This window comes from Arcobacter rhizosphaerae (assembly GCF_049472155.1).
Taxonomy (GTDB): domain Bacteria; phylum Campylobacterota; class Campylobacteria; order Campylobacterales; family Arcobacteraceae; genus Arcobacter_B.
In genome coordinates, this window is the sequence record NZ_JBMOVW010000006.1 from 1 (window position 1) to 26,115 (window position 26,115).

The 26,115-nt window shown below is 30.0% G+C and carries 16 protein-coding genes; 3 read left to right on the top strand and 13 right to left on the bottom strand.

Going from position 1 to position 26,115, the window contains the following annotated elements:
• The 6 genes from ACH5BH_RS10175 to ACH5BH_RS10200 form a co-directional block, all read right to left on the bottom strand.
• Positions 1–12,014, bottom strand: a 12,014-nt coding sequence (locus ACH5BH_RS10175) for a calcium-binding protein (protein WP_423298271.1), incomplete at its 3' end; no start/stop codon positions are given.
• 158 nt (positions 12,015–12,172) lie between these two features.
• Entirely contained in the window at positions 12,173–13,474 is a 1,302-nt protein-coding gene (locus ACH5BH_RS10180; protein WP_423298272.1) for an ATP-binding protein, read from the bottom strand.
• Between the two features lie 19 nt (positions 13,475–13,493).
• A complete protein-coding gene (locus ACH5BH_RS10185) occupies positions 13,494–13,937 on the bottom strand; it encodes a Sua5 YciO YrdC YwlC family protein (protein ID WP_423298273.1) in 444 nt (147 codons plus the stop codon).
• Entirely contained in the window at positions 13,937–17,179 is a 3,243-nt protein-coding gene (carB, locus tag ACH5BH_RS10190) for a carbamoyl-phosphate synthase large subunit (protein ID WP_404303855.1), read from the bottom strand. The genes ACH5BH_RS10185 and carB overlap by 1 nt, the downstream gene beginning before the upstream one ends.
• Before the next feature lie 138 nt (positions 17,180–17,317).
• Positions 17,318–17,998 carry a HesA/MoeB/ThiF family protein gene (locus ACH5BH_RS10195; protein WP_404303853.1) on the bottom strand — a complete coding sequence of 227 codons (681 nt, stop codon included), beginning with the start codon at positions 17,996–17,998 and terminating at the stop codon, positions 17,318–17,320.
• A gap of 124 nt (positions 17,999–18,122) precedes the next feature.
• Positions 18,123–18,902, bottom strand: a complete 780-nt coding sequence (locus ACH5BH_RS10200) for a sensor histidine kinase (RefSeq protein ID WP_423298274.1) — start codon at positions 18,900–18,902, stop codon at positions 18,123–18,125.
• Positions 18,903–19,214: 312 nt separating this feature from the next.
• Between ACH5BH_RS10200 and ACH5BH_RS10205 the strand changes: the two genes are divergently transcribed.
• Entirely contained in the window at positions 19,215–19,697 is a 483-nt protein-coding gene (locus ACH5BH_RS10205) for a hypothetical protein (protein WP_423298275.1), read from the top strand.
• Positions 19,698–19,709: 12 nt separating this feature from the next.
• Here ACH5BH_RS10205 and radC read toward each other — a convergent pair whose 3' ends face one another.
• The 7 genes from radC to ACH5BH_RS10240 all read right to left on the bottom strand — a co-directional run bounded on the left by radC (position 19,710) and on the right by ACH5BH_RS10240 (position 24,391).
• Positions 19,710–20,372: a RadC family protein gene (radC, locus tag ACH5BH_RS10210; RefSeq protein ID WP_423298276.1), complete on the bottom strand. Its 663-nt coding sequence runs from the start codon at positions 20,370–20,372 to the stop codon at positions 19,710–19,712.
• A 76-nt stretch (positions 20,373–20,448) separates the two neighbouring features.
• Entirely contained in the window at positions 20,449–20,865 is a 417-nt protein-coding gene (locus ACH5BH_RS10215; protein WP_423298277.1) for a type II toxin-antitoxin system PemK/MazF family toxin, read from the bottom strand.
• Between the two features lie 61 nt (positions 20,866–20,926).
• Positions 20,927–21,130: an exodeoxyribonuclease VII small subunit gene (xseB, locus tag ACH5BH_RS10220; RefSeq protein WP_404303847.1), complete on the bottom strand. Its 204-nt coding sequence runs from the start codon at positions 21,128–21,130 to the stop codon at positions 20,927–20,929.
• Positions 21,131–22,240, bottom strand: a complete 1,110-nt coding sequence (metX, locus tag ACH5BH_RS10225; protein ID WP_404303846.1) for a homoserine O-acetyltransferase MetX — start codon at positions 22,238–22,240, stop codon at positions 21,131–21,133.
• A 90-nt stretch (positions 22,241–22,330) separates the two neighbouring features.
• Complete coding sequence (locus tag ACH5BH_RS10230) at positions 22,331–22,783, bottom strand: protein tyrosine phosphatase family protein (RefSeq protein ID WP_423298278.1); 453 nt, start codon at positions 22,781–22,783, stop codon at positions 22,331–22,333.
• 1 nt (position 22,784) lies between these two features.
• Complete coding sequence (locus ACH5BH_RS10235) at positions 22,785–23,789, bottom strand: adenosine deaminase (RefSeq protein ID WP_423298279.1); 1,005 nt, start codon at positions 23,787–23,789, stop codon at positions 22,785–22,787.
• Between the two features lie 17 nt (positions 23,790–23,806).
• The gene (locus ACH5BH_RS10240) at positions 23,807–24,391 is read right to left on the bottom strand and encodes a DJ-1/PfpI family protein (protein ID WP_423298280.1); all 585 of its coding nucleotides are present in this window, start codon (positions 24,389–24,391) and stop codon (positions 23,807–23,809) included.
• Positions 24,392–24,502: 111 nt separating this feature from the next.
• Here ACH5BH_RS10240 and ACH5BH_RS10245 point away from each other — a divergent pair, with 111 nt between their 5' ends.
• A complete protein-coding gene (locus ACH5BH_RS10245) occupies positions 24,503–25,537 on the top strand; it encodes a coproporphyrinogen III oxidase (protein ID WP_423298281.1) in 1,035 nt (344 codons plus the stop codon).
• Between the two features lie 68 nt (positions 25,538–25,605).
• The gene (locus tag ACH5BH_RS10250; RefSeq protein WP_423298282.1) at positions 25,606–26,025 is read left to right on the top strand and encodes an FKBP-type peptidyl-prolyl cis-trans isomerase; all 420 of its coding nucleotides are present in this window, start codon (positions 25,606–25,608) and stop codon (positions 26,023–26,025) included.
• Positions 26,026–26,115: the final 90 nt, after the last annotated feature.

Here is a 26,115-nt window from a genome sequence, read left to right on the forward strand (position 1 = left end):
CCTGCTCCACCTTTAAGTGTATCATTCCCTGCTCCACCATCTAAGTAGTCATCATTATCTCCACCATCTAATACATCATCATCTGCATTTCCATATAGTGAATCTTCTCCTGTTCCTCCAAGAATTAAATCATTTCCAGCATCTCCGTATAATGTATCATTATCTGCTCCACCATCTATAGTATCATAGCCTGTTCCACCTCGGATAATATCGTCATTATCATTTCCTACTAGTGAATCATCTCCTGCCATTCCATTTATACTATTGGCTTTATTATCTCCTATGATGATATCATCTATTGTATTTATATCTGAATCATCATAGTTTGTTCCTATGATATTCTCTACATTTGTTACAGTATCACTATCTGCTCCATCTGCTGTGATTGTATTTGTTGACAAGTTCGCATTTATCTTATGACTATCAAATTCACTTCCACTATAATCTATTGTATCATTATTTGCTCCACCATCGATAATATCATTATCATTATCTGCATCTTCTCCTGATGCTTGGTAGCTTGCTACTATCTTATCATTACCTGTTCCACCTTGGATATTATCATCGCCAGCTTCTCCGCTTAAAGTATCAGCTCCTGCTCCACCTTCAAGTAAATCCTCGCCAGTTCCTCCATAAAGTGAATCATCACCATCTTGTCCTTGTAAAGTGTCAGTTCCTGCTTCACCTCTTAGAGTATCTGCTTCATCTCCTGCAATGAAAATATCATCATTAGAACCACCTGTCATAGTATCTTTGTAATCAGTTCCTACAACTTTTTCTACATTTGTTAAAGTATCTGTTCCATCTGTATCTTTATCTACACTATAGTCAGTTCCTGATGAAGTAAGAATGATTTTTTGATTTTGGTTTTCATAAGACATTTGGTCATTATTTGCTCCACCATCAATATAATCATCTCCAGCACTTGCATAAATAGTATCATCACCATCTAAACCTTTTAGAGTATTTCCACCTGCTTGGTCATCACCTGTAAGAATATCCTTGAAGTTTGAACCCTCAGCATTTTCTATATTTTTGATGATTAAATCATTATTTCCATCACCATTTGTATCTTGTGCAGTTGTTTTTGATAAATCTAGTGTTACACCTGTTGTTGTATTATCTGCATAGCTTACATAATCTTCATCAGTTAAACTTATACTTCCATCGGCATTTTCACCACCATCAAGATAGTCAGTACCTGTAGTAGTACCTCTTGCAAATAAAGTGTCATTTCCTGCATTACCAATAAGAGTATTTGCTTTGTCATTTCCTTTTAATATATCATCACCAGAACCACCAATAACACCTTCAATATCTTTAAATGTATCTGTTCCTTGAGATGTACTAATAAATTTAGTTCCATCTTCAATATCAACATTTAAGTCTTCGCTTGCTTGTCTATAATCTACTGTATCATTGTCTTCTCCACCATCAAGGTAGTCATCACCTGCACCACCTCTTAAGGTATCATCTCCATCATTACCATATAAAGAGTTGTTTTCACTATTTCCAAATAGACTATCGCCTAAATTAGTTCCTTTAACATTTTCAATGTTTTTTATTTCATGATCTTCTGTTCTAGTTCCTACTGTAACCCCTGTAGTAACACCACTTTCACCTAATATAATATCTACTTTTGAAGTTAATGAACTATAATCAAGAGTATCTCCACCATTATCTTCATTTGCTTCACCACCATCAATTACATCAAATCTTGATTCATCGGCAGCTGAACTAAATTTAAAGGTATCATCTCCTGCATTTCCATATAAAACATCTCCCTTACCGCCACCTTGAATAGTGTCATCTCCATCATTACCTACAATAGTATTTACTTTTTCATCACCTATTAAGTAATCATCATAATTTGTAGCATCAATATTTTCAATATTTAAAATAGAGTCATTTTCATCATCTATATCAAAGTCATTATCATTTTGTGTATCAACTGTTGCTTGTCCATTTTCTAAGTCAACTTTTACAGCATTTAATCTATCACTATAGTCAAGCTTATCAACTCCTTCTCCACCATCAAGTAAATCTTCTCCTAAACCACCTTTTAAGATGTCATTTCCATTACCTGCTTTTAGAGTATCATCTCCTGCATTTCCTGTTAATTCATCATTCCCATCACCTGCTATGAAAATATCTTTTTCATCTGTTCCTGTAAGCTCATCGTTAAAATTTGTAGCAATAACTGTATCTATGCCATCTAAAGTATCACTTCCACCTGCTACTTTATTTACTGTATAATCTGCACTACCCAAATCTTGTGTAAGAATAATTTTTTTAGATTGTGTTGAATAATCAACTATATCATTTAATGAATTATCTGATGTTTCATTTCCTCCATAAATATAGTCATCTCCTGCACTTGCATTTATAGAATCTGCTCCATCTAAACCTTTTATGATATTCTTTGAGCTATTTCCAGTAATAATATCATTACCATTACTTCCCTCTACGTTTTCAATGTTTTTGATAATTAAGTCAGCACCATTTATGCCATCAGTATCTTGCTGTGTTGTAATTGATAAATCTACATTAATTCCAGTTGAGCTATAAGAGAAGCTTACAAAGTCACCACCATTTGCAGTATTGTCACCACCATCTAAATAGTCAATTCCTGAACCTGTACTTACACCATTTCCTAGTAAAGTATCATTACCATCATTTCCTATAAGTGTATTTGCACCTGTATTTCCTGTAAGCTTATCATTTCCACTTCCACCAATAATTCCCTCAATATCTTTAAAAGTATCAGTTCCTTGTGAAGTTGAAATAAACTTAGTTCCATCTGTAATATCTACATCTAAATCTTCACTTGCATTCTTGTAATCTACAGTGTCATTTCCATCTCCTCCATCAAGAAGATCATTTCCTGCTCCACCTGATAAAACATCATTATTATTTCCACCATAAAGTTTATCATCTCCTGCATTTCCAGTTAAAACATCATCTTCATCATTACCTTTTAGAGTATTATTTTCTGAGTTTCCTGTGATAATATCTTTTTGATTTGTTCCATCTACATTTTCTATATCTTTTATTTTATGATCATTTGCATTTGAAATAATTACATTAGTTTCAACTCCAGCTTCTCCTAATGTTACATTAACTCCATCAGTTACTAAACTATAATCAATTCTATCTCCAGCAACTTCACTACCTTCTCCACCATCAATAAAATCACCTGTAGTTTCATTAGAAGTTTTGAAAGTAAAAGTATCATCACCTGCATTTCCTGTAAGATAATCAGCACCCATTCCACCTTCAAGTAAGTCATTTCCTGCATTACCTATTAAAGTATTATTAGAGTTATCACCTATTAAAGTATCATTTCCAGCAGTAGCTTCTACATTTTCTATATTTAAAAGTGAATCTTGTTCATCTGTTGCATCAAATGAATCATCATTTGACGTATCAATAATTGCTTCACTATTTGTAAGGTCAACTTTAATCTCATCAGTTCTTAAACTATAATCAACTGTATCTCCAATAGAAGTATTATCTCCTCCATCTAAAATATCGTTTCCAGTTCCACCAATAAGCTTATCATCACCGTCTTCACCATATAATGAGTCATCACCTGCATTACCTGTTAGTTCATCATTTCCAGAACCACTTTTAAATACATCTTTTTGATTATCCCCTGTCATATTATCATCATACGATGAACCTATAACTTCTTCTATATTTGTTAGAGAGTCAGAAGATGAGCTAGCTGTTTTATTTACTGTATAATTTGAAGTTCCTGCTTGTGTAGTCAATACTACTTTTTGAGTTTGATTTGAGTAATCAACAGTATCAATATCATTTGATGTAGCATCAACTCCACCATTGATATTATCAGTTCCTGCACTACTTATAATAGCGTCACTTCCCTCATGCCCATCTATGTCATTATTTTCATCATTTCCCGTGATAGTATCTTTTAGTTGAGAACCTATGATATTCTCTATTCCCTCAACTGTATCAAAATCTCCTGATACAATTTCTTGAGCGGCTGTAAGACTTAAATCTATTTTAATTCCATTTGTTGTGTAGTTTGAGTAGTCAATAGTGTCAACACCATTTGCTCCACCCTTTATAACATTTGCTACATTTCCACTTTGCATGATAAAAGTATCATTGTTTTTTGTTCCTGTAACATTTTCTATGCTATTAAAAGTATCTGTATCAATTCCATTTGAAACAGTTGCAGTATTTGTAGTGAAATCAGCAATTACACTATTTGAGCTTGTATCTAAATAAGAGTAATCAGCTGTATCATTTCCATCTCCTCCTATTAAGCTATCATCTCCTTCATTACCTATTAAAGTATCATCTCCAGTTTGACCATAAAGTTTATCATTTCCAGTTCCACCTGATAATTCATCAGCACCATCAGTAAATGTTAAGTCATTAGTAGCAGATGCACCATAAATAGTATCATCTCCTGCTCCACCAGAGATAACATCAGCTCCACCCATACCTTCAAAAGTATTTACTACATTATCATCTGTATCACCTTTAATATTATCATTGTTTTTTGAGCCTCTAATATTTTCAATTCCAAAAAGTTTATCTACAAAACTCCCATTGTATTGAACTTCTCCTGCTTGACTTGATGTATCATCGCCATCATTCATATTGGCATTTATTCCAATACTACTTGTAATACCTGAGTAATCAACAGTATCTATACCTAAACCTGATAGGGCATCATTATTTGTTTCATCAATCTCTTTGCTATCTGATATTTTAGACTCTCCACCTATTAAAGTATTGCTATTCGTACCTCCAATAAGCCAGTCATCACCAACTCCACCAATTAGTTTATTTTCTTTCTGATTTCCTATTAGTGTATCATTTCCTGCTCCACCTTCAAGGTTCTCTACATTTTTAATAAATAAATTTCCTGCTGCCCCTGCATTTTGATAAGTATCTACATCTCCATCAGAGTCATTATAAGCATGCCCATCTCCGTCATACTCTAAACCAAGATTTATAGTAACATCTTGAGTTTCATCTTTGATATAACTATAGCTTACAAAATCTGTACCATTTCCACCATCTATATAGTCATAACCAGATGAAGCTCCACCACCAAGTAAAGTATCGTCTCCATCATTACCTTTTAAAGTATTTGCACCCGATGTTCCTTTGATAGTATCCTTAAAATCCCCACCAATAGCACCTTCAATAGAAATAAATGTATCTTTTCCTAATCCTGCACCTATATCAACTTCACCAGAAGCATTTAAATCAATATTTAAATCTCCATTTGCATCAGAAAAATCAGCAGTATCAATATCATCACCAATACCACCATTTAAAATATCATCACCAGCTCCACCTTTTAAAGTATCTTCTCCTAGACCTCCATCAAGTGAATCATTTCCATCTTTTCCTTCTAGTATATCATCCCCATCATTACCTTTTAAAGTATTTTCTGAGTTATTTCCAATAAGTGAGTCATCATTTTTTGAACCAGTTACATTTTCAAAGTTTTTTAAGATGTCAGTACCAACAGCATCACCTGCATTTAAATCTGTTGCTGTTTCATTTGATAAATCTACTTTTACACCACTTGTATATGCAGTAATATCATCTAAATAAGAGTAATCAACACTATCACCAACAGAAGTATTTGAACCTCCATCTAAATAGTCATTTCCTCTTCCACCTTGTACATTATCATCACCTGCATTTGTAATAATAGTATTATTTAAATCATCACCTGTAATAGTATCATCACCATCACCTGTTGTGATATTTTCTATATTTTTGATGCTGTCATTATCAACACCATCAATTTTTAAAGTAGCTTCTGTTGAGCCATTTAAAGTTACTTCTATATCACCTGAAATATCTTTATAATCTAGTGTATCTAAATCTTCTCCACCATCTATAAAGTCAATTCCATCATTATTACTCCCCTTGAAAGTGTCATTTCCGGCATTTCCTTCAAGAACATCATTTCCTCCTTGACCATCTATAACATCATTTCCTTCATTTGCTATAAATGTATCTGAGTTATCACTTCCTGTTAAATCATCATTGCCTTTTGAAGCTTTAATAATTTCTATATTTTCTAAAGTATCAAAAGAGCCTTGACCATCATTCGTTACTTGGTTTCCATTTGAATCTGGTGTTTTTAGATTGACTGTAATTGCACTTGTTTGATTTGAATAATCAGCTACATCTTCTAATCCTGCGCCACCATTTAAAGTATCATTTCCAGCATTTCCTACTAAAGTATCATTTCCACTAGAACCAAATAATGAGTTATCCTCTGCATTTCCTTTTATAATGTCATTGGCATTAGAGCCTGTAACATTTTCTATTGATAATAGTGTATCATTTGAAGTTCCATCAGAAAATACATTTTGTGAAGTTGTAATATTTAAATCTACATTTATAGCTTTACTTCCACTATAATCAGCTGTATCAATTCCTAAATTACCATTAAGTACATTATCTCCTGAACCACTACTTAAAGTATCATCACCTAATCCACCATCAAGTTCATCTGTTCCACTTCCTGCAACTAATGTATCATTTCCTGTATCACCAAATAGCTTATCATCACCAGATCCACCATCTAGTTTATCAAAACCTTCTCCACCATAAAGCTTATCATTTCCTGCTGCACCATTTAGTGAATCATCACCTTTTTTACCTTCAAAAGTATTGTCTTTTTCATCACCAACAATAACATCTTCTACAGTAGAATTATCCCCATCATTATAATCTGTACCTACAATATTCTCAACATTTCGTACGTTATCATAGTCACCACCTTCAACCTCAATTTTATTTTGAGATAAATTAGCAGTTATTTTATGATTAGTAAAATCAGTTCTACTATAATCAATAGTATCAACACCTGAACCACCATCTACATCATCATTTTTACCATTTGTATCAAAACTAGAAGCTTGAAAATTTGCAATTATTTTATCATCATCTGCACCTGCATCAATAGTATCGTCATCTGCACCACCTTCTAAAACATCTTTTCCAGCTCCACCTTTTAAAATATCTTTTCCAGCTCCACCTAAAAGGAAATCGTCACCATCATTACCTTCTAAGATGTTATTTTTACTATCACCTACTATTCTATCATCTTGTTTTGTACCAACAATTCTTTCAATATCAATAATTCTATCACTTGAACCATCACTAACATCTACAGTTTCATTTTCCATATCTACATCAATAGAAGAACCTGAAAGTTCAGAGTAATCAGCAGTATCAATAAACTGTTTTTGTGTATTTGTAACATTTGTAAAAGAGTCTACATTTTGTGAAGTCTGAAGTAAAAGTTCATTTCCATTTCGAACTAGATTACCTAAAGATAAATCTGTATTTTTAGAATTAAAATCATCTACTAAGGCATCTAGCATCATATCTTCATTTGCACTTGCACTTGTAGAAATCGTTAAAGCTCCAATTACAAAAGATACAGCTATTGATGGATTTGTGATTCTTAAAGTATAAGAGTCTTGGTTTTTACCTCCATCAAGTACATCATTTCCACCTCTACCTATTAAAGTGTCATTTCCATATCCACCTTCTAAAGTATTCTCATCACTATTACCTCTAAAAGTGTCATCACCAAAGCTTCCTTCAATATTTTCAACACCTGAAACGATAAGATTCCCTGCTCCTGTGTTTTCTTGCAATGTTGTATCAGATAAATCAAGTTTTACATCTTCATGAGTAAACCCAAAACTAACCCAGTCATTTCCAGCTCCACCTGATAAAGTATCATCTCCACCAAATCCAATTAAAGTGTCATTTCCACCGTTACCAACTAAGTTATTTTCTGTGTTTGTACCTATTAAAGTATCATCATTAGATCCACCTAAAACACCCTCAATTGAATCAAATGAATCTACACCTAAACCAGTAGAAACCTCTCTTGGTGTTGTAGATTTTAAATCAATAAATAGTTTTTCATCTACATCTGAATAATCAGCTGTATCAAGTCCTTCTCCACCAATAAAACTATCATCACCAGCTCCACCTTTTAAAGTATCATCACCTTCTTTACCATCTAAGATATTATCTTGGCTATTTCCTGTAATAATATCATCATGTTTTGTACCAGTAACATTTTCAATATTTTCTAAAGTGTCAATGTTATTATTATTTAAATCAGTACCCCTGTTATTTGATAAATCAACATTAACACCTTTATTATCAGCTTTAATATTATCAATATAAGAGTAGTCAACTGTATCTACACCATCTCCACCATCAAGATAGTCATTACCTTTACCACCAGCTAGAGTATCATCTCCTTCTTTACCTTCTATGATGTTGTTTTTCTCATCACCTGTTATTTTATCATTTGCTTGTGAACCTATTACATTTTCAACTTGAAGAATAGTATCTTTATCAACTCCATTTTCTTTTAAGGTTGCAGGGTTGTTTGAATCTAAAGTAAGTTCAATACCTCCATTATTTCTAGCACTATAATCTATAGTATCATTATTTCCCTCATTACCATTAAGAATATCATTTCCATCACTTGCAAGTAAAATATCATCTCCACTGTTACCATCAAGTTCATTATTTTCACTATTCCCACCTAAAATATCTTTAAATTGTGAACCTTTAATATTTTCAACATTTTTAACAGTATCTTCTTCTAAACCAATAGTAGCTGTTGCTTCTTGATCAGCTTCTGCTAAAGTCAATTTAACAGCATTTGAAGCAGAATAATCAACTAAGTCAACCCCTGTTCCACCATCAATTAAGTCATCTCCTAAACCACCAATTAAAGTGTCATTATCTGCTCCACCATCAAGTTTATCATCACCTGCTCCACCTTCTAGTGTATCATCTCCAGCTTCACCATAAAGTTCATCATTTCCACTATTTCCTAAAAGAGTATCTGAATCATTTCCACCATAAATAGTGTCATTTCCACCCTTTCCATCTATATAGTCAGCCCCATCTAAACCATATAAATCATTTGAAATATTTGAACCAATTATTGAATCGTTTTGAGAGCTACCTTCTACATTTTCAATATTTCTTACAATTATGTCTTGTGTACCAGTATTTTGTTTATCTGTTAAAGAAAGGTCAATAGAAATTGAACTATTTAAATTACTAAAACTTACAAGGTCATCATTTCCTGCTCCACCATCTAAGTAATCATACCCAGAAGCTGAACTTCCATTTGCATATAAAGTATCATTTCCTGCTCCACCTAAAAGAGTATTATCTTGGGCATTTCCACTTAATGTATCATCAGAACTTGTACCAGTTAAATTTTCAATATCTTTTAAAGTATCTGTTCCTGCATTTTTTGTATCTTGTTCAGTTGTAATCTCTAAAGATACATTAACTCCACCTGCTGTAATATCTGCATAGCTAGCTGTATCACTAGAACCATCTCCACCATCAAGAGTATCATCACCTAATCCACCTGTAAGTACATCATTTTGAGTTCCACCTTTTAAAGTATCATTTCCTATTCCACCATCAAGAATATCAGAACCTCTATCACCTTTTAAAATATTATCTTCATTATCACCTGTAATTTTATCATCAAATTTTGAACCAATAACATTTTCAATACCAAAAATATCATCAATTCCTTCTCCCCCAGAAGCTTGATTAGTTGATAAGTTTACTTCTTCAGAAGATGAAGCATTTGAAAAATCAACTGTATCATTTCCTTCTCCACCTTTTAAAGTATCATTACCAATTCCACCAATTAAAGAATCATCTCCAGCTCCAGCTTCAAGAGTATCATCTCCTTCTCCACCATCTAATTTATCATTTCCAGAACCTGAAGTTAAAGTATCTTTCCCTTCTCCTCCAGCTAAATTATTATTACCTTCTCCGCCATCAAGGATATCATTTCCTTCTAAACCCTTAAGTTCATCATTTCCTGCTTTTCCTGAAATGCTATTGTTTTCTGAATTTCCTTCAATAGTATCATCGAACATTGAACCAATAACATTTTCAAAATCTTCTAGGATATCTACACCCTCACCAGTTGCAGATCCTATTTGGTTATTTGTAGTTGATGTCTCTAAATCTACAATAACTTTTTGTGTACTATTTTCAAAAGATACGGTATCACTATTAGCTCCACCATTTAAATAATCATCTCCTTCCCCACCATCTATAGTGTCTTTACCTTCTCCACCTTCAATAAGATCATTTCCTGCATTACCAAAGATAGTATCATCACCTTTATTACCTTTTATAGTATTATCTACACTAGAACCAATTAGAATATCATTATCTTGCGTACCTAAAATATTTTCAACATTTCTTACAGTATCTAATCCATCACCTGTGATGATTCCAGTTTCTAAGTTAGCATTAATACCTATATTATTTTGATTATCAATAGCTGAGAAGTCAATAGTATCTATGCCTTCACCTGCGTCTAAAGAGTCATCTCCAAGGCCTAAAACAATAGTATCATTACCACTTCCTGAATCAATATCATCATTTCCACTTCCAGCATTTATAGTGTCATCATCTTCACCTGATTCAATAACATCATCATTTGCACCAGAATCAATAATATCCTTACCAGTATTACCATAAATACTATCTTTACCACTTCCAGTTATAACAGTATCATTTGCTATTCCACCATAGATTGTATTATCTAAAGTTACTGATCCTTTGATTAAGTTGTCATTTATATTTGCAGTTACTACAAATCCTGTAGGAAGTTCATTTCCAGCACTATCAACAGCCCCTTCCTTATAGTAATAATCTGATTTAGTAGGATTTTCAAGAAGCTCTTTGATATTTAACCCATACTCATTTTGTGCAACAATTTCAGTTAAAACAGGTGTTTCTACATCTGCTTTTTTATCTTCTGATACATTGTTTATATCAAATTTTGAAGTAGCTTCTATTTTTAATGTAGCAGTTTCAAGATTATTTACAGTTACATTTGTAGTATCAATTGAAAAAGTAATTTGAGCATTTCCACTACCATCTACAGTGAAGCCTTCAATCTCATCAGTATCAGGATTATCTTTTGTTAAAGTATATGTATTCCCTGATTTTGTTGCATATTTAACATCAAAACCACTTGGTAAATCATCTCCACTAATTACAATTTTATCAAGAGCAAAACCAGTACCTTGATTTGGCTTGATTGTAATAGTTCTTGAAGTCTTATTTGTATCAAATAGTGAGCTATCATCAGCATGAATTACTACGTTACTATATTGACTTGCTTCAATAGCAGAATAATCTAAAGTCTCTTTTTGAGATTGATTTAAAACATCACTACTTATGTTTGTATCATTTTCAGATGGATAGTAGTTTCCATAAGCAACTCCACCCCCACCTTGAACAGTAAGTGTTGTACCATCAGATGAATCAATAGCATTTACGTGTTGAATATCTATATCAAACTCTAAAGTAGGCGTAACACCCTCTGTTTTAGATGTTTCAGAACTACTTGAACTATCTTGTGCATCATCAGTAAAATCAACCTCAATAATTTCAGGTGCTGGCTCAGGTGGTAATTCAAACTCATTTTCATCAGTTTTTTCTTCAAGATCTTCTTCTGGGGCAACTTCTACTTCTTGAATTATAACTTGTGGAGTTGTTGGTGCATTTTGTTGTGTTTCATCACCTTCTTCATTCTCTTTTGCTGTATTATCAGGAATATTAACATCAATATTAGAAACTAAGGCATCAATTGGTAGAGAGTTTATTTCTTCTACCTCAGATAAAATATCACCTAAACTTAGCTTTTTACCAGAGTTACTAGCAAAGCTAGGTGGAGTGTCATTGTATCCCATTAAAGCCATAGATACAAAAGTGAAAGTTCCTTGATTTGGAATATCTATTACAATATCCCCACCAACTAATTCATATTCTAAATCTTCTAAATTAATTCCTGGTATTTTAAAATCTACTAAATCTCCAGGTCTTACATAAACTGAAACATTTTCACCAGACTTTGGTTTGTCAATGATTTTTACACTTTTATTTTGATACTTTACATATTTGTTATCTGTTGCCATAATTTATTCCTAATAATACATTATTAGTAAATTATATCTAAATTATTAACATTATATGTTATATTTATTGTATTTATTATGTTATATTACATATTTATATATAATATAGCTATTTCAAGTGATATTTATAGAATAATTTTATTATGTTATACTACATATTAAATGATATTAAAAAAGGTTTCTTTAGTTATTATTAAAAAATTTTTTTCTAGTGATGAATTATATTTTTCAGAGCTGGCTTTTAATTTTCCATAAGATATCTTAGCCATATCTTTATCTTCCCATAGTATTTGTACATAAGTGATGTTTAAATTATCATAAGCAATTAAATCAATACTATTACTATTATCCCACCAAGAACCTATGATTTGTGGTTTATATCCAAATGTACTATCTTTATTTTTAAGAATAAATTCTTTTATACATTTTTTATATGATTTAAAAACTATTTTACTAATAAATTCATCTTCAATAAGTTTAGTAACATCTTCAACATTTGAGGCTTTTAACTTAGCAAAATTTGGATAAATAAATGAAAACCAAAACTTTAAAGTATTATCTTCAATTTCATATCTACCATATTTTGTTTTTCTAATATCTTCACCTAAAGGCACATTTTTACTTACAATCATCATATCAAGCAATTTTTGCATATATCTCGAAAGATAAGTAGATTTAACATCTAAGAATTGAGCAATATCTCCTATTTTAGTGTTTCCTAAAGATATTGCATGCAAAATAGAAGCATAAGCACCTATATCAGAAAGGTCATTTTTTAAAAGTCTAATACCATAGTCAAAAAGATAAGCATTTGAAGATAAAAATAAATTATAAATATTTTCACTAAAATTTTTTTTAGTATTATAATACTTTAGATTTGTAGTACTTGTTCCTAAAATAGAGTAAATATACAATAAATCTAGTTTATTTATTTCTGGAAAAAACTCTTTTAAAGCACTAAAATCTAAATATTTAAGTTTTATAATATTACTAACAAACTTATCAATATTTCTTTGTAGATTTTCATTAAAAAGTAAAGAAGAGGACACAATAAGTTGTATATTTCTATTTTTTAAATTTTTTTTCCAAAAGCTTAATAACTCAGACAATGCATTTTTATCAATTTTTTGTATATTTTGAAAATCATCAAAAATAATAACTAACTTTTTTTCAATTTCATGTTTTGATAAAAACTCTAAAACCTCTTTAAAGTTAGAAAAAGTAAACTTACAATCTTTTTGATCAAAATAGTTACTAATTATATTTGCTAAGGAAGTAAAAAAATGCGTATTTATCATTTCAAAATTAGATATAAAAAGTGTTTTTTTATCTTTTGTAAACTCATTTAAAAGTGCTGTTTTACCACTATTTTTTGCTCCATATACAAACTCAAAAGTTGCATAAGGTAGTTGATAATCATTGTTTAAAAGTCTTAATTCATCTTCTCTTTGTAGAAACATTTTTTTACTTTATTTTAAATTATCTTATTTTAACTTTTTTTATCTTACTTAACTTATAAATTGAAGAAGATATTTTTTCACTAAAACCATCTTTTTCATTTACTATAATATCACTATTTTCTAAAGCAAACTTTTCATCAAATTTATTTCCTGTAAGGTTTGCAGAAGTTGAATATAATATTTTAAACTTTGAAATAAAAGGATGAAATTTTGAATTTTTATCTATAAGTCTAAAAGATTTTTGATTTGGATAAATATATGTAGTTTTTGAAGCTCTTCTTACTTGTTTTCTAAAGCTTTTAGGCACTCTTGTATTTTGATTTAAAGTTTTAAAAGAATCGACCGTATTTAGTATTTTTTTACTTCTAGGTCTTTGTTTTACATCTGATAGTCTCTCATGTGAAGCACATGAGAAACCTACAGTTGTATCAGTTTGTACTAAATAAACTAATGATGAATTCATTAGTCCTCTAAAAATTCCTGAATAGATTGAACATTTACACCCTCAGTACTTTTCAGTGCTTTCATAGCCTCAATACAAGCTAATGCTGTTGCAGCAGTTGTACCATAAGGAACATTCTCTTTTAATACAGCTCTTCTAATATTTTTACCATCATCTTTTGATGATTCTTTTCCATCTGATGTATTAAATGCAAGTGCAATTTCACCATTTGTAATAGCATCAGTAATATTTGGTCTACCTTCACTAATTTTAAGAACTTTTTCACACTCAATACCAGCTTCTGTTATCACTTTATGAGTTCCACCAGTAGCAACTACAGAGAAACCTTCATCAACTAAACCTTTTGCAATTTCAGGAGCAAACTCTTTATCTAAATCACATAATGAAATAAATACTTTACCGCTTACAGGTAATCCATTTTTTGCAGCACTTTGTGCTTTAGCATAAGCTTCTCCAAAGTTATCTGAAATACCCATAACTTCACCTGTTGATTTCATCTCAGGAGTTAAAATTGGATCTGAACCTGATAATTTATTAAATGGGAATACAGCTTCTTTAACAGCAATGTGACCTTTTAATTTAGGTTTTAATACACCATTATCTTCTTGTACAATATTTTTATCATATACTGCAAGTGCATCTCTTAAACTCTCACCCCACATAACTCTAGTAGCAATTTTAGCTAAAGGCATACCTGTTGCTTTTGATACAAAAGGTACAGTTCTTGAAGCTCTTGGATTAACTTCGATTAAGAAGATTTTACCTTTATGAATAGCATACTGAGTATTCATAAGACCAACAACACCAAGACCTAGTGCCATAGCTTTTGTTTTCTCTTCTAACTCTTTGATTAACTCTTCTGAAATTGATACAGGAGGTAAAGAACAAGCAGAATCACCTGAGTGAACACCAGCTTCCTCAATGTGTTGCATGATTCCACCAATATAAACTTCTTTTCCATCACAAATACAATCAACATCAAGTTCAATAGCTCTATCTAAGAATTTATCAATTAATACAGGTGCATCATTTGATACAGATACTGCTTCATCCATGTATTGCTTTAACTCATCAGTAGAATAAACAATTCTCATTCCTCTACCACCAAGTACGAATGAAGGTCTAACTAATACTGGATATCCAATTCTTTGGGCAATTTCAACTGCTTGTGTTACTTCAACAGCTGTTCCATTATCTGGTTGTAATAATCCTACTTTTTCAACAAAAGTTGAGAACTTTTCTCTATCTTCTGCTAAATCAATTACTTCTGCTGTAGTACCGATGATTTTACCACCAGCAGCATGAATAGCATTTGCTAATTTAAGAGGAGTTTGTCCACCAAAGTGTACGATAATTCCATCTGGTTGTTCTTGCTCAATTACAGATCTTACGTGTTCAAAATCAATTGGTTCAAAGTATAAAATATCAGAAGTATCATAGTCAGTTGATACAGTTTCTGGGTTACAATTGTACATAATTGTTTTAACACCCATTTCATTTAATGCAAATGATGCGTGTACACAACAATAATCAAACTCAATACCTTGACCAATTCTGTTTGGTCCACCACCAATGATTAATACTTTTTTATCAGAAGACTTAGGTGCTTCACTTTTTGGTAATTTTGTAATATTTGTAGAAGAGTAAAGGTATGGAGTTAAGGCTTTAAATTCAGCTGCACAAGTATCAACTTCGTTGTATTCAAAATCAATATTTAAAGCTTTTCTTGCACTATAAACTTCTTCTTCTGTTTTACCAATAAGTAAAGCTATCATAGCATCTGAGAAACCATTTGTTTTTGCTTCTCTCATAGCTTCTTCACTATTTAAAATAGTTTCACTAATTGATGTTTCAATGTTATAAATTTCTCTAAATTTAGATAAGAACCAAGGATCAATGTTACATAATTCAAATAGTTCTTCATTTGTAAGACCTTGTCTATATCCGTCCATTAGATATCTTAATCTATCAGCATTTGGTCTTCTAATTTCTGCTTTTATTTTTTCTAAATCATCACAAATAGGATCAAAGCCATGAATTCCTGTTTCCATAGAACATAAAGCTTTTTGAATTGATTCATTAAATGTTCTACCAATAGCCATAACCTCACCTACTGACTTCATACCAGTTGTAAGTGTAGAGTTTGCTTTAGGGAATTTTTCAAAAGTAAATCTTGGAATTTTTGTAACAACATAATCAATTACAGGTTCAAATGATGCAGTTGTACCAGTGATATCATTTTCAATTTCATCTAATGTAAATCCAACAGCTAATAAAGTTGCTACTTTAGCAATAGGATAACCTGTTGCTTTTGAAGCAAGAGCAGAAGATCTTGAAACTCTTGGATTCATTTCAATTACAATCATTCTTCCTGTTTTTGGACAAATTGAGAATTGTACGTTTGAACCACCCGTATCAACACCAATTTCTCTAAGAATAGCAAAAGAAGCATTTCTCATATCTTGATATTCTTTATCTGTAAGAGTTAAAGCAGGAGCAATTGTAGTAGAATCTCCTGTATGTACTCCCATAGGGTCTAAGTTTTCAATAGAACATACAATAATACAGTTATCTTTTCTATCTCTGATAACTTCCATCTCGTACTCTTTCCAACCAAGCATAGACTCCATAATCTCAATTTCGTTGATTGGAGATGCTTCAATACCCTCTTCTGCAAGTTTTTTGAACTCTTCCATATTATAAGCAACACCCGAACCACCACCTGCTAGTGTAAATGAAGCTCTTGAAATAACAGGGAAACCAATCTCTTTAGCTTTTGCTATTGCTTCTTCAACAGAATAAGCATTAGCACTTTTTGGTAAATCCATACCAATTTTAATCATTGCTTCATTGAAAAGATGTCTATCTTCACCTTTTTTAATTGCATCAGGATGTGCTCCAAGGAATTGTACTCCATCAAGCATACCTTTTTCATACATAGTAGTTGCTACATTTAATGCAGTTTGTCCACCCATAGTAGGTAAAATAGCATCAATATTTTCTTTTTCTATGATTTTAGCAACAACTTCTTCTGTAATAGGTTCAATATAAGTTTTGTCAGCAAATTCTGGATCAGTCATGATCGTAGCTGGATTTGAATTAATTAAAACAACTCTGTATCCTAGTTCTTTTAGCGTTTTAGTAGCTTGTGTACCTGAGTAGTCAAACTCACACGCTTGTCCAATTACGATTGGCCCAGAACCAATAAGTAAAATAGATTTTATATCTTCTCTTTTTGGCATAAAAAATTCCCCACATATTTTTTTATAAATTTGGGAAGTATAGCTAAAAAGGACTTAAACTAGGGTTACACGAAATGTATAAGAGAAATTTTCTTAAAAAAATAGCATTACTTTCTCATAATGCTATTTTTTTATAGTTTATGCTGTAGGTAAGTTAAATTTCTTTGTAGAAATGACACCCTCTTCATCAAATGAAAGGTAATATAAAACATCTTTTTTTACAGGAAGTCCTGCTAAATATCTAATAGCTAAATTTGCTTGAAGTGAACCAATATGCATTACAATAGGACAAGCAATACCATTTGGTTTTCTATCATTGATTTGGAAAACAGCTTCATAAGATGCTTTATCAAAGAAACATACCTGTCCATGAAACTCTTCAACACTACCATAAATCCAAGCTTGATTATTTTTCATGCAGTATTCATTTATAGCTGCTCTTGTTGGTAGATTGTCTGTTGCATCTATGATTAAATCAAACTCTAAACCTCTTGAAGCAAACTCTTCAAAGCTTTCATTGTAAGCTGTAACTTTTGTATAAGGACATCTATCCTCAACTAATTGCTTTAATACTTCACATTTAGCTTTTCCATCATCACCAACTTTAAAACCAATTTGTCTATGAATATTATGAACACCAACTTCATCAAAATCAACAAAAGCAAATTCTCCAATACCAGAAGCACCTAAAGCAATACCTAAAGTACAACCTAAACCACCACTACCAATAATAGCTACTTTTTTGTCTTGTAAAGAGTCCTGTGTTTCTTCACCCCAAAGTTTTATCTGTCTGTTAAAAAATTCATGTATTTCACTCATGTTTAAATCCTTAGTAAATAAGTAAAGTTTATAAAAGTTATATTATCTTGTAATGATAACACATTTAGGTTAAATTTCTTTGACTTGTATCAAAATATAATCAAGTAAATAAGTTTAGATAATATTAAATTCTTGGTATTTGAAGAATAAACTGTGAACCTTTATATTTTTTTTGACTTATCTCATCGTAAAATTCTATATTTTTAGCTTCTATTTTGCCATTTAATTCTTGTGTTACTATTTTATATGTTAAATATAAACCTAAACCTACATTTTTAGATTTAAATTTTGTTGTTACGTATGGTTCAAAAATCCTATTTATAATTTCTTCTTTTATTCCACCTGCATTATCTTTTATTTGTATAATCAAAAAGTTTTTATTTTCAAAAAGTTCTATCAAAATCATCTTATTTTTTATATCTCTTTCTATAAACTTTTCTTTAGCATTTGTTAAGATATAATCTAAAATCTTTATAAATTCTTTTTTATATGTATATAAATATAAATTTTCTTTTAAATCAAAACTTATATTAATTCCTGAAAAATCATAAGTTAATAAAAAATCTTCTAATATTAAATCTATTTTTAACATTTCTTTTTTCTCATTAACTATATGTTTTTTAGAAAATTCTTCTATTATTTTTGATAAATATTGAGCATTATCATTTATGATTTGTCCATTTTTTATTATTTCACTTAATTCTATGTTTTCTTTTTTATACATTTGCATTGATGTTGATAGTAAGGATATTATAGTTAGAGGTTGTCTCCAATGATGTGCTATATTTGACAGGAGTTCTTTTATAGATTTTTGCTTAGCTTGTTCTAAACCAAAATGAAGTTTTGATATCTTTTCTTCATAGTCATCTATTCTTTTAAGAAATACTGTCTTTTTGTTTTTCATTTTAAAAAAAATAAAAGTTAAAAGTATAATATTAAAAAAAATCAATAAAATAAAAAATAATCTTAATTTATTTCCAATTATTCCAGCCACCTCATATTCATATATCTTTAAATAAAAAAAATAATTTAAACAACAAAATATTAAAAACAGAATAAAATTCACTATTTTTTCTATCATACATAGACCTTTATAATCTTAGGAAAAGAAGCAATTTATATTAAAGTAAATTACTTTTATATTCTACAAATAAGAGAATTAAAGTTCTATTAATTAAATAATATTTTTAAATACAATTATGAAAAAAGGAACTAGATGAATATACACGAGAGAATAAATAGTTTAATACAAGAAAAGAATCTTACAAAAAGAGAATTTTCTAAGAGATTAAGAGATCTAGAACCTAAGCTAAATAGCACAGGAGAAACTCCTACAGAAAAAACTATTTATAAATATCTCGATGGAAGCAATGCAATTAAAATTGAACTTATTCCTTATATTGCAGAAGTTCTTCAAGTAACAGAGCAAGAGCTTTTTACAAACGATAAAAAAAGTAGAAAGAAATTTTTTCAAAATATTTTAAAATCTGCAACAAATGAAGAGATGCAGATGATAAAAAATAAACTAGAAATAAAAGAGTATGAAAACTTTGTAGTAAATGAACCTAAAAGTGAATATAATAATTCAAAAAGTTTAGAAAATGAAGTTATTTCTCTTTTACCTTATGCTCCTAAACCACTACTTGAAAATTTAAAACTTAAATTAACTGAATTAAAAGAGTTTAATAACTCTATCTAAAATAATAAAATTTTACAAAATCCCCTCTTCTTGAAAACTATAAAAGCCCTCTTTTGTAAATATCAGATGATCAAGAAGTTCTATTCCTAGTATTTTTGCAGACTCTTTTAGTCTTTTTGTTACGTTTATATCTTCATTACTTGGTTTTAAAATACCACTTGGGTGGTTGTGAGCTACTATAATACTAGCACATCTTTTCTCAATAGCATAAGAAAAAACTTCCCTTGGATGTACCAAGCTTTGATTTAAAGTACCAATACTTATAACTTTTGTGTCTACTAGGTGATTTGCTCCATCAAGATAAAGAGCTAAGAAGTATTCTTGTTGTTTGTGGTGATATTTTTTTAGTTCTTCATAGACTTGTTTGGAAGATGATATTTTTATCCTATTGTTTTTTATAAGATATCTTCTTGATAGCTCTATAGCACTTACTATTTGACAAGCTTTTGCTTTTCCTAAACCATGTACTAAAAGAAGTTTTTGTAAATCTAAACTTTCAAAATCATTTTCAAATAGTTTGATTATCTCTTTTGAAAGTGTTATCACATCTTTATCTTTTACACCACTTCCAAGCAAAACTGCTAAAAGCTCATAATTTTTTAGATTAGTACTTCCTAGTTTTAGAAGTCTTTCCCTTGGTTTATCTATATTTTCAAGTTTTTTTATACTACTCATAACTATACCTTATTTGACAAAAATATTTTACTATGTTATAATTTTTCATAATTCGCCTACGGGCACACCCGCTTTTTTAAGTGGGGCTAACTATTTTTTGACACTTCTCCACAATAAAATTGAAATCACTTTTATTTACAATTCCGACTTTATTCATAAGTCTTTTTATACTATACACTTTTAATTGTAATATCATCGCTGAATTATATACACATCCATTTTGTTTATTATCATATTTAAAAGAATGGAAATAGTCATTATTCTTTATAGTACTTGTCAATGGCACACCAATAAATAAATCACTTGTTAATCTTCTTATGATTATTACTGGTCTAGCGAAGTGTTTATCTTTCCCATACTTTTCACTTCCAATATTCAATCCAATCTTAGCCCAAAATATTTCTCTTGGTTTAATACCTAATTTTCTTTTATTTTTATTTGTAGTTTTCTTGATGCCATTCCAATCATCAAAATCTTGTGTGAGTGTTTTCATAAACTTCTCCTATATAGAAGAAGTTTATCTAAGTTTACATAATAATATTATAAGTTATATATTAGTTTTTATTTTCAGTAGTAAAGATAAGTTTTGCTTCATCTAAAAGCTTTTGAGCTTCTTCTAACTCTTTCATTCCTGTTTTATATACTTCTAGTGAATCACTTAGTGTGATTTCTGGATTTGAAAGTTTATCTAAAAGATTTTTTGCTTTTATTATTTTATCTTCAAATACTAATTTTTCTTCTTTTATTTCTTCACTCATTTATTCTATTCCTTTTAAAATATCTCTTACATGGTCTTCAAACTTCTCAACCTCAACTAAAAATGAGTCATGTCCTGATTGGCTATCTACCATTTTATATGTTACTTGATTTTGCTTTCCAAGTTTTATCATAATATCTCTTATTTCTTCCATTTCCTCAGGGAAGAAAAGCATATCATCTCTAAAAGATATAAGGTGTAAATTACACTTAACTTTATCAAAAGAGTCTTCTAGTTTATCTTTATTTCTTGCTGCATCAAAGATATTCATTGTTTTACAAATATATAAATACGATAAAGGATCAAAAAACTTAGGAAAACTATATGAGTTATATTCTAAGTATCTCTCAACTTCAAATCTACCAAATAGTTCATATAAACCGTCTGTTCTTGAATACTCTCTTCCAAATTTATCATTGAATAATGTAGGACTTAAATATGCTATTAAGCCTGCCATTCTACCAATAGCAAGTCCTGGAAGTCCTTTGGCTTGTAAATCATCAGGTTCATAAAAACCATCTTTAAAAGCTGGGTCGTGTCTGATAGATTCTATTGCTATTTTATTTATAGCAATTGCCCATGGTCTTGTATATGCTGTTGTTGCCATAGCTATTACTGTATCGGAAAAATCAGGTTGTTCAATAGAATAACAAAGTGCTTGCATTCCACCCATAGAACCCCCAATAACAGCTTTTGCTTTTTTAATCCCTAATCTATCATAAAGCCTCATTTGAGCTTTTACAACATCTGAAATTGTAAGTATTGGAAATTTAAATCTATACTCTTTTCCAGTTGAGGGATCAATACTTAAAGGATTAGTTGACCCAAAGGTACTTCCTAAGTTATTAGAACAAATAACAAAATATTTAGTTGTATCTACTACTTTTCCATCACCTATAAACTTATCCCACCATCCAGGTTTTGCTTCGTTTGCATATCTTCCTGCTGCATGATGTGAACCTGCTAATGCATGACAGATTACAATTACATTTGATTTATCCTCATTTAGTTCTCCATAAGTTTCATATATCAACTCAAAAGACTCTAAAATCCTACCACTTTCTAAATGTAAAGGTTCTTCAAATTTTTCAGTTTTAGTCTCTATTCTCAAATTTTACCTATCTTCTTTAATATACTTAATATTTTTAATCCTATTTATATTAGCAAAATTTTTATAAGAATTTGGTTTAGTTATTATTTCTTAAAGAGCCTTTTTTAAGTCTTCTAGGCTGGTTTTCATCAAAGTCTGCCATGTTTTATTTGGACTCCATTGCTCAAATATAGATAAATCTATATTATCAAAGGGAGTTTGAAGTATATACTTATGATATACATACATAAAAGCACTAACTCTATAGTTTTTAGCACAATGAACTAAAACTTTATTTGATCCTAAAGCTTGTAAAATATTAATAAAAAGCTTTAAATCACTTAATTTTGCTTCCTCAAAATCCACAGGTAAGTGAATATAACTCATTCCTAATTGACTTACTATTTTATCTTGATCTTCTATTGCATTTGAAGAGTTACATAAAGCTAAATTTATTACTACTTCAAACTCTTCTTCTTTTAATTTTTTAAACTGTTGTTTTGTTGGTTGTCCACTTGTATGTATTAGTTCATTTATCTTTATATAGTTTAAAAGTTCTTCCATTTTAAAACTCCTTTGCTACTTGCTCTACTTGTTTTAAATACTTTTGTTTTAATTCATCATTTATAAAAGCACTTTTAAAAGAATTTTTTACAAGTGTTACAATGTCTTCTTTATTTAAATCTATATTTTCATAAAGATTGAAAAAGTTTTGATTCATGTATCCTTTGAAGTAAGCTGGATCATCTGAGTTTACTGTAACATTAAGCCCATAGTCTAAAAGCTCTTTTATATTATGTTCTTTATAGTTTTTAAATACTTTTAACTCTATATTTGAATTTGGACAAACAGTAAGAGGTATTTGCTCATCTTTTAGTCTTTGCATTAAAGTTTTGCTATTTATAGCTTGTACTCCATGGTCTATTCTTTGTATTTGAAGTAAATCAAGGGCATCTTCTATATAAGATACATCTCCTTCTTCTCCTGCGTGAGCAACTAGTTTAAAACCTTCTTCCTTTGCTTTTTTAAATACCTCTTCAAACTTCTTAGGAGGATTTCCAAGCTCTGATGAATCAAGTCCAATACCTATAATAATATCTTTATATGCTAAGGCTTCATTTAAAGTTTTAAAAGCTTCTTCTTGAGATAAATGTCTTAAAAAACACATGATTATTTCAGATGTAATTCCAAACTTTTCTTGTGCATCATCTAAGGCTTGTTTTATTCCATTTATTACTACATCAAAGCTTATATCTCTTTGGGTATGTGTTTGTGGATCAAAAAATATTTCTGTATGAACTACATTGTTTTCTTTACATTTTAAAATATATTCCCAAGTCATATCATAAAAATCTTGTTTTGTTATAAGTACATTTGCACCTGCATAATAAATATCTAAAAAACTTTGTAAATTTGTAAAGTTATAAGCAGTTTTTACTTCTTCTACACTTTTATATGGAATTTGTATTTTATTTCTTTTTGCTAGTTTAAACATAAGTTCAGGCTCTAAAGAACCCTCAATATGTAAATGTAGTTCTGCTTTTGGTAAAGCTTCAATTAATTCTTTCATATTTATTCCTACTTAATCTATTTATTTTCTTTCCAATCAAAATCCATTTGTTTTGCTATTTTATATGCAAGCTTTTTATTTTTGATTTTACTTACTAGATACAAACTCATATCAATTCCAGCACTAATACCAGCTGAAGTAATAATATTTTTTTGTTCAACCCATCTTACATTTTCAATAACTTCAAGCTTTGGGAACTGTTTTCTTAAATCTTTTATATCTTCCCAATGAGTTGTAACTTTTTGTTTTTTAATAACCTTAGCTTTTGCTAATAAAAAAGCCCCTGTACAAACAGACGCTGTATATTGTGCATTTTCTGATTTGTGTTTTATCCAAGAGATTACATTTTGTTTTTTTAACTCTTTTTTGTGAACTCCACCTACTACTATTAACACATCTAAAGTAGGACAGTCCGCAAAACTATACTTAGGATAAACGCTAAATCCACCCCTTGCTTGTATTGCTTTATTTTCTTCTGATACTAAAAAAACATTGAATTTATCTTTATTTTTTAAAAATCTTGATGCAGTTGAGAAAACCTCAAAAGGCCCACTAAAGTCTAAAACTTCTGCATTTTCATAAATATATATTCCGATATTCAATAAATTTCCTTTTAAAAATTTTCGGAAGTATAACTAAACATATATAAACTTTCTTAATAGTTTTTTATAGTGCTATGTTACAATTAGGAAAAAATTTGAAGGTTTTATTTTATGAAAATGATTATGGCAAGCTCACAAGAAGCTAAAAATGCTTATACACTTACAAGAGCTTTACAAAAAAGATTTGCACAAAAGCTAAATGAATTAAGTAAAAAATATGGACAAAACAAAAAGTTTGAAGAAGTTTTATGGTTAAGAGATGAAGGAACTCATGGAGGAGGAAGTAGATTTGAAGCTAGAGATGAGTCTTTATTTAATACTGCAAGTATAAATGTATCTCAAGTTCATTATGATGATATGAAAGAAAAAAAACTACAAAGTGCCACAGCTATTTCAACTATTATTCATCCAAATAATCCAAAACTTCCATCAATACATATACATATCTCACTTACTTGTTTAAGAGATTCTCATTCTTATTGGAGGGTTATGGCTGATTTAAATCCAAGTATAGAAAATGAAGATGACAAACAAAAGTTTGAAACAGCAATTAAAGAACTTTCAAAAGAAAAGTATGAAGAAGGTGTAAAACAAGGGGAAAAATACTTCTTTATTCCAGCACTTGATAGACACAGAGGAGTTAGTCACTTTTATTTAGAAAACTATAAAACTGATGATAAAAAAGCTGATTATGATTTTGCCATGAATTTTGGTGAGGGAATTATTGATACTTATGTTGAAATTTTAGAAAATGCTATACAACAAAAAGCTTTATTTAGTGTAAATGATATAAAACAACAATTAGATTATCATACTTTATACTTATTTCAAGTTCTAACACTTGATAGAGGAACAACCTCAGGACTTTTAGTACATAATCAAAATGATGCAGGTATTATGGGTTCTCTTCCTAAGTATATAGATAAACAGTTATTAAATTCATGGATTACAAAAGTTCCAAATATTCAAAAATCTTTAGTTCAAGACTTAGTATCGTGCATAAATGACAAAGGTTTAATTGATATTGATACTAAACTACGCTTAGCAAATAAAGTTAGAGAATTTTATAAGAATAATAAAGAAGCTTTAACACACCAAGCAAGTGGGAATACAATACCAAGTACTGTTCAAAATCATAAAAAATAATAATTTATTTTAGGTGCCTGTTATTTTTTTTAGATACCATGTTTAAAATAATAAATAAAGGAGTCAATATGGCTATACAAGAAAATCAAGTAGTAACAATGAATTACGAATTAAAAGTAAATGGAGAGGTAGTTGATAGCAATATTGGTAAAGATCCTTTAGAATTCACTTTTGGAATTGGGCAATTAATTCCTGGTTTAGAATCAAGAATCAATGAAATGAATGAAGGTGATACAAAAGAAGTTACTGTACCAGCAGCAGAAGCTTATGGAGAATATAACCCAGAAGCAAAACAAGCTTTACCAAAAGAACAATTTGGAGATATGGAACTAGAAGTTGGTATGCCACTACAAGGTCAAGGTGAAAATGGTCAACCAATTCAAGTTGTTGTTGATGAGATTAGAGACAATGAAATTGTAGTTGATTTTAACCATCCTTTAGCAGGACAAGAATTAAACTTCTCTATTACTATTAATACAATTATCTAAATTATAAAACCCCAAGACTACTTGGGGTTTACTCTCTTAAATACTTTATAAAATAACTAACTAAATTTATTTCTTTTATGATTTTTATTA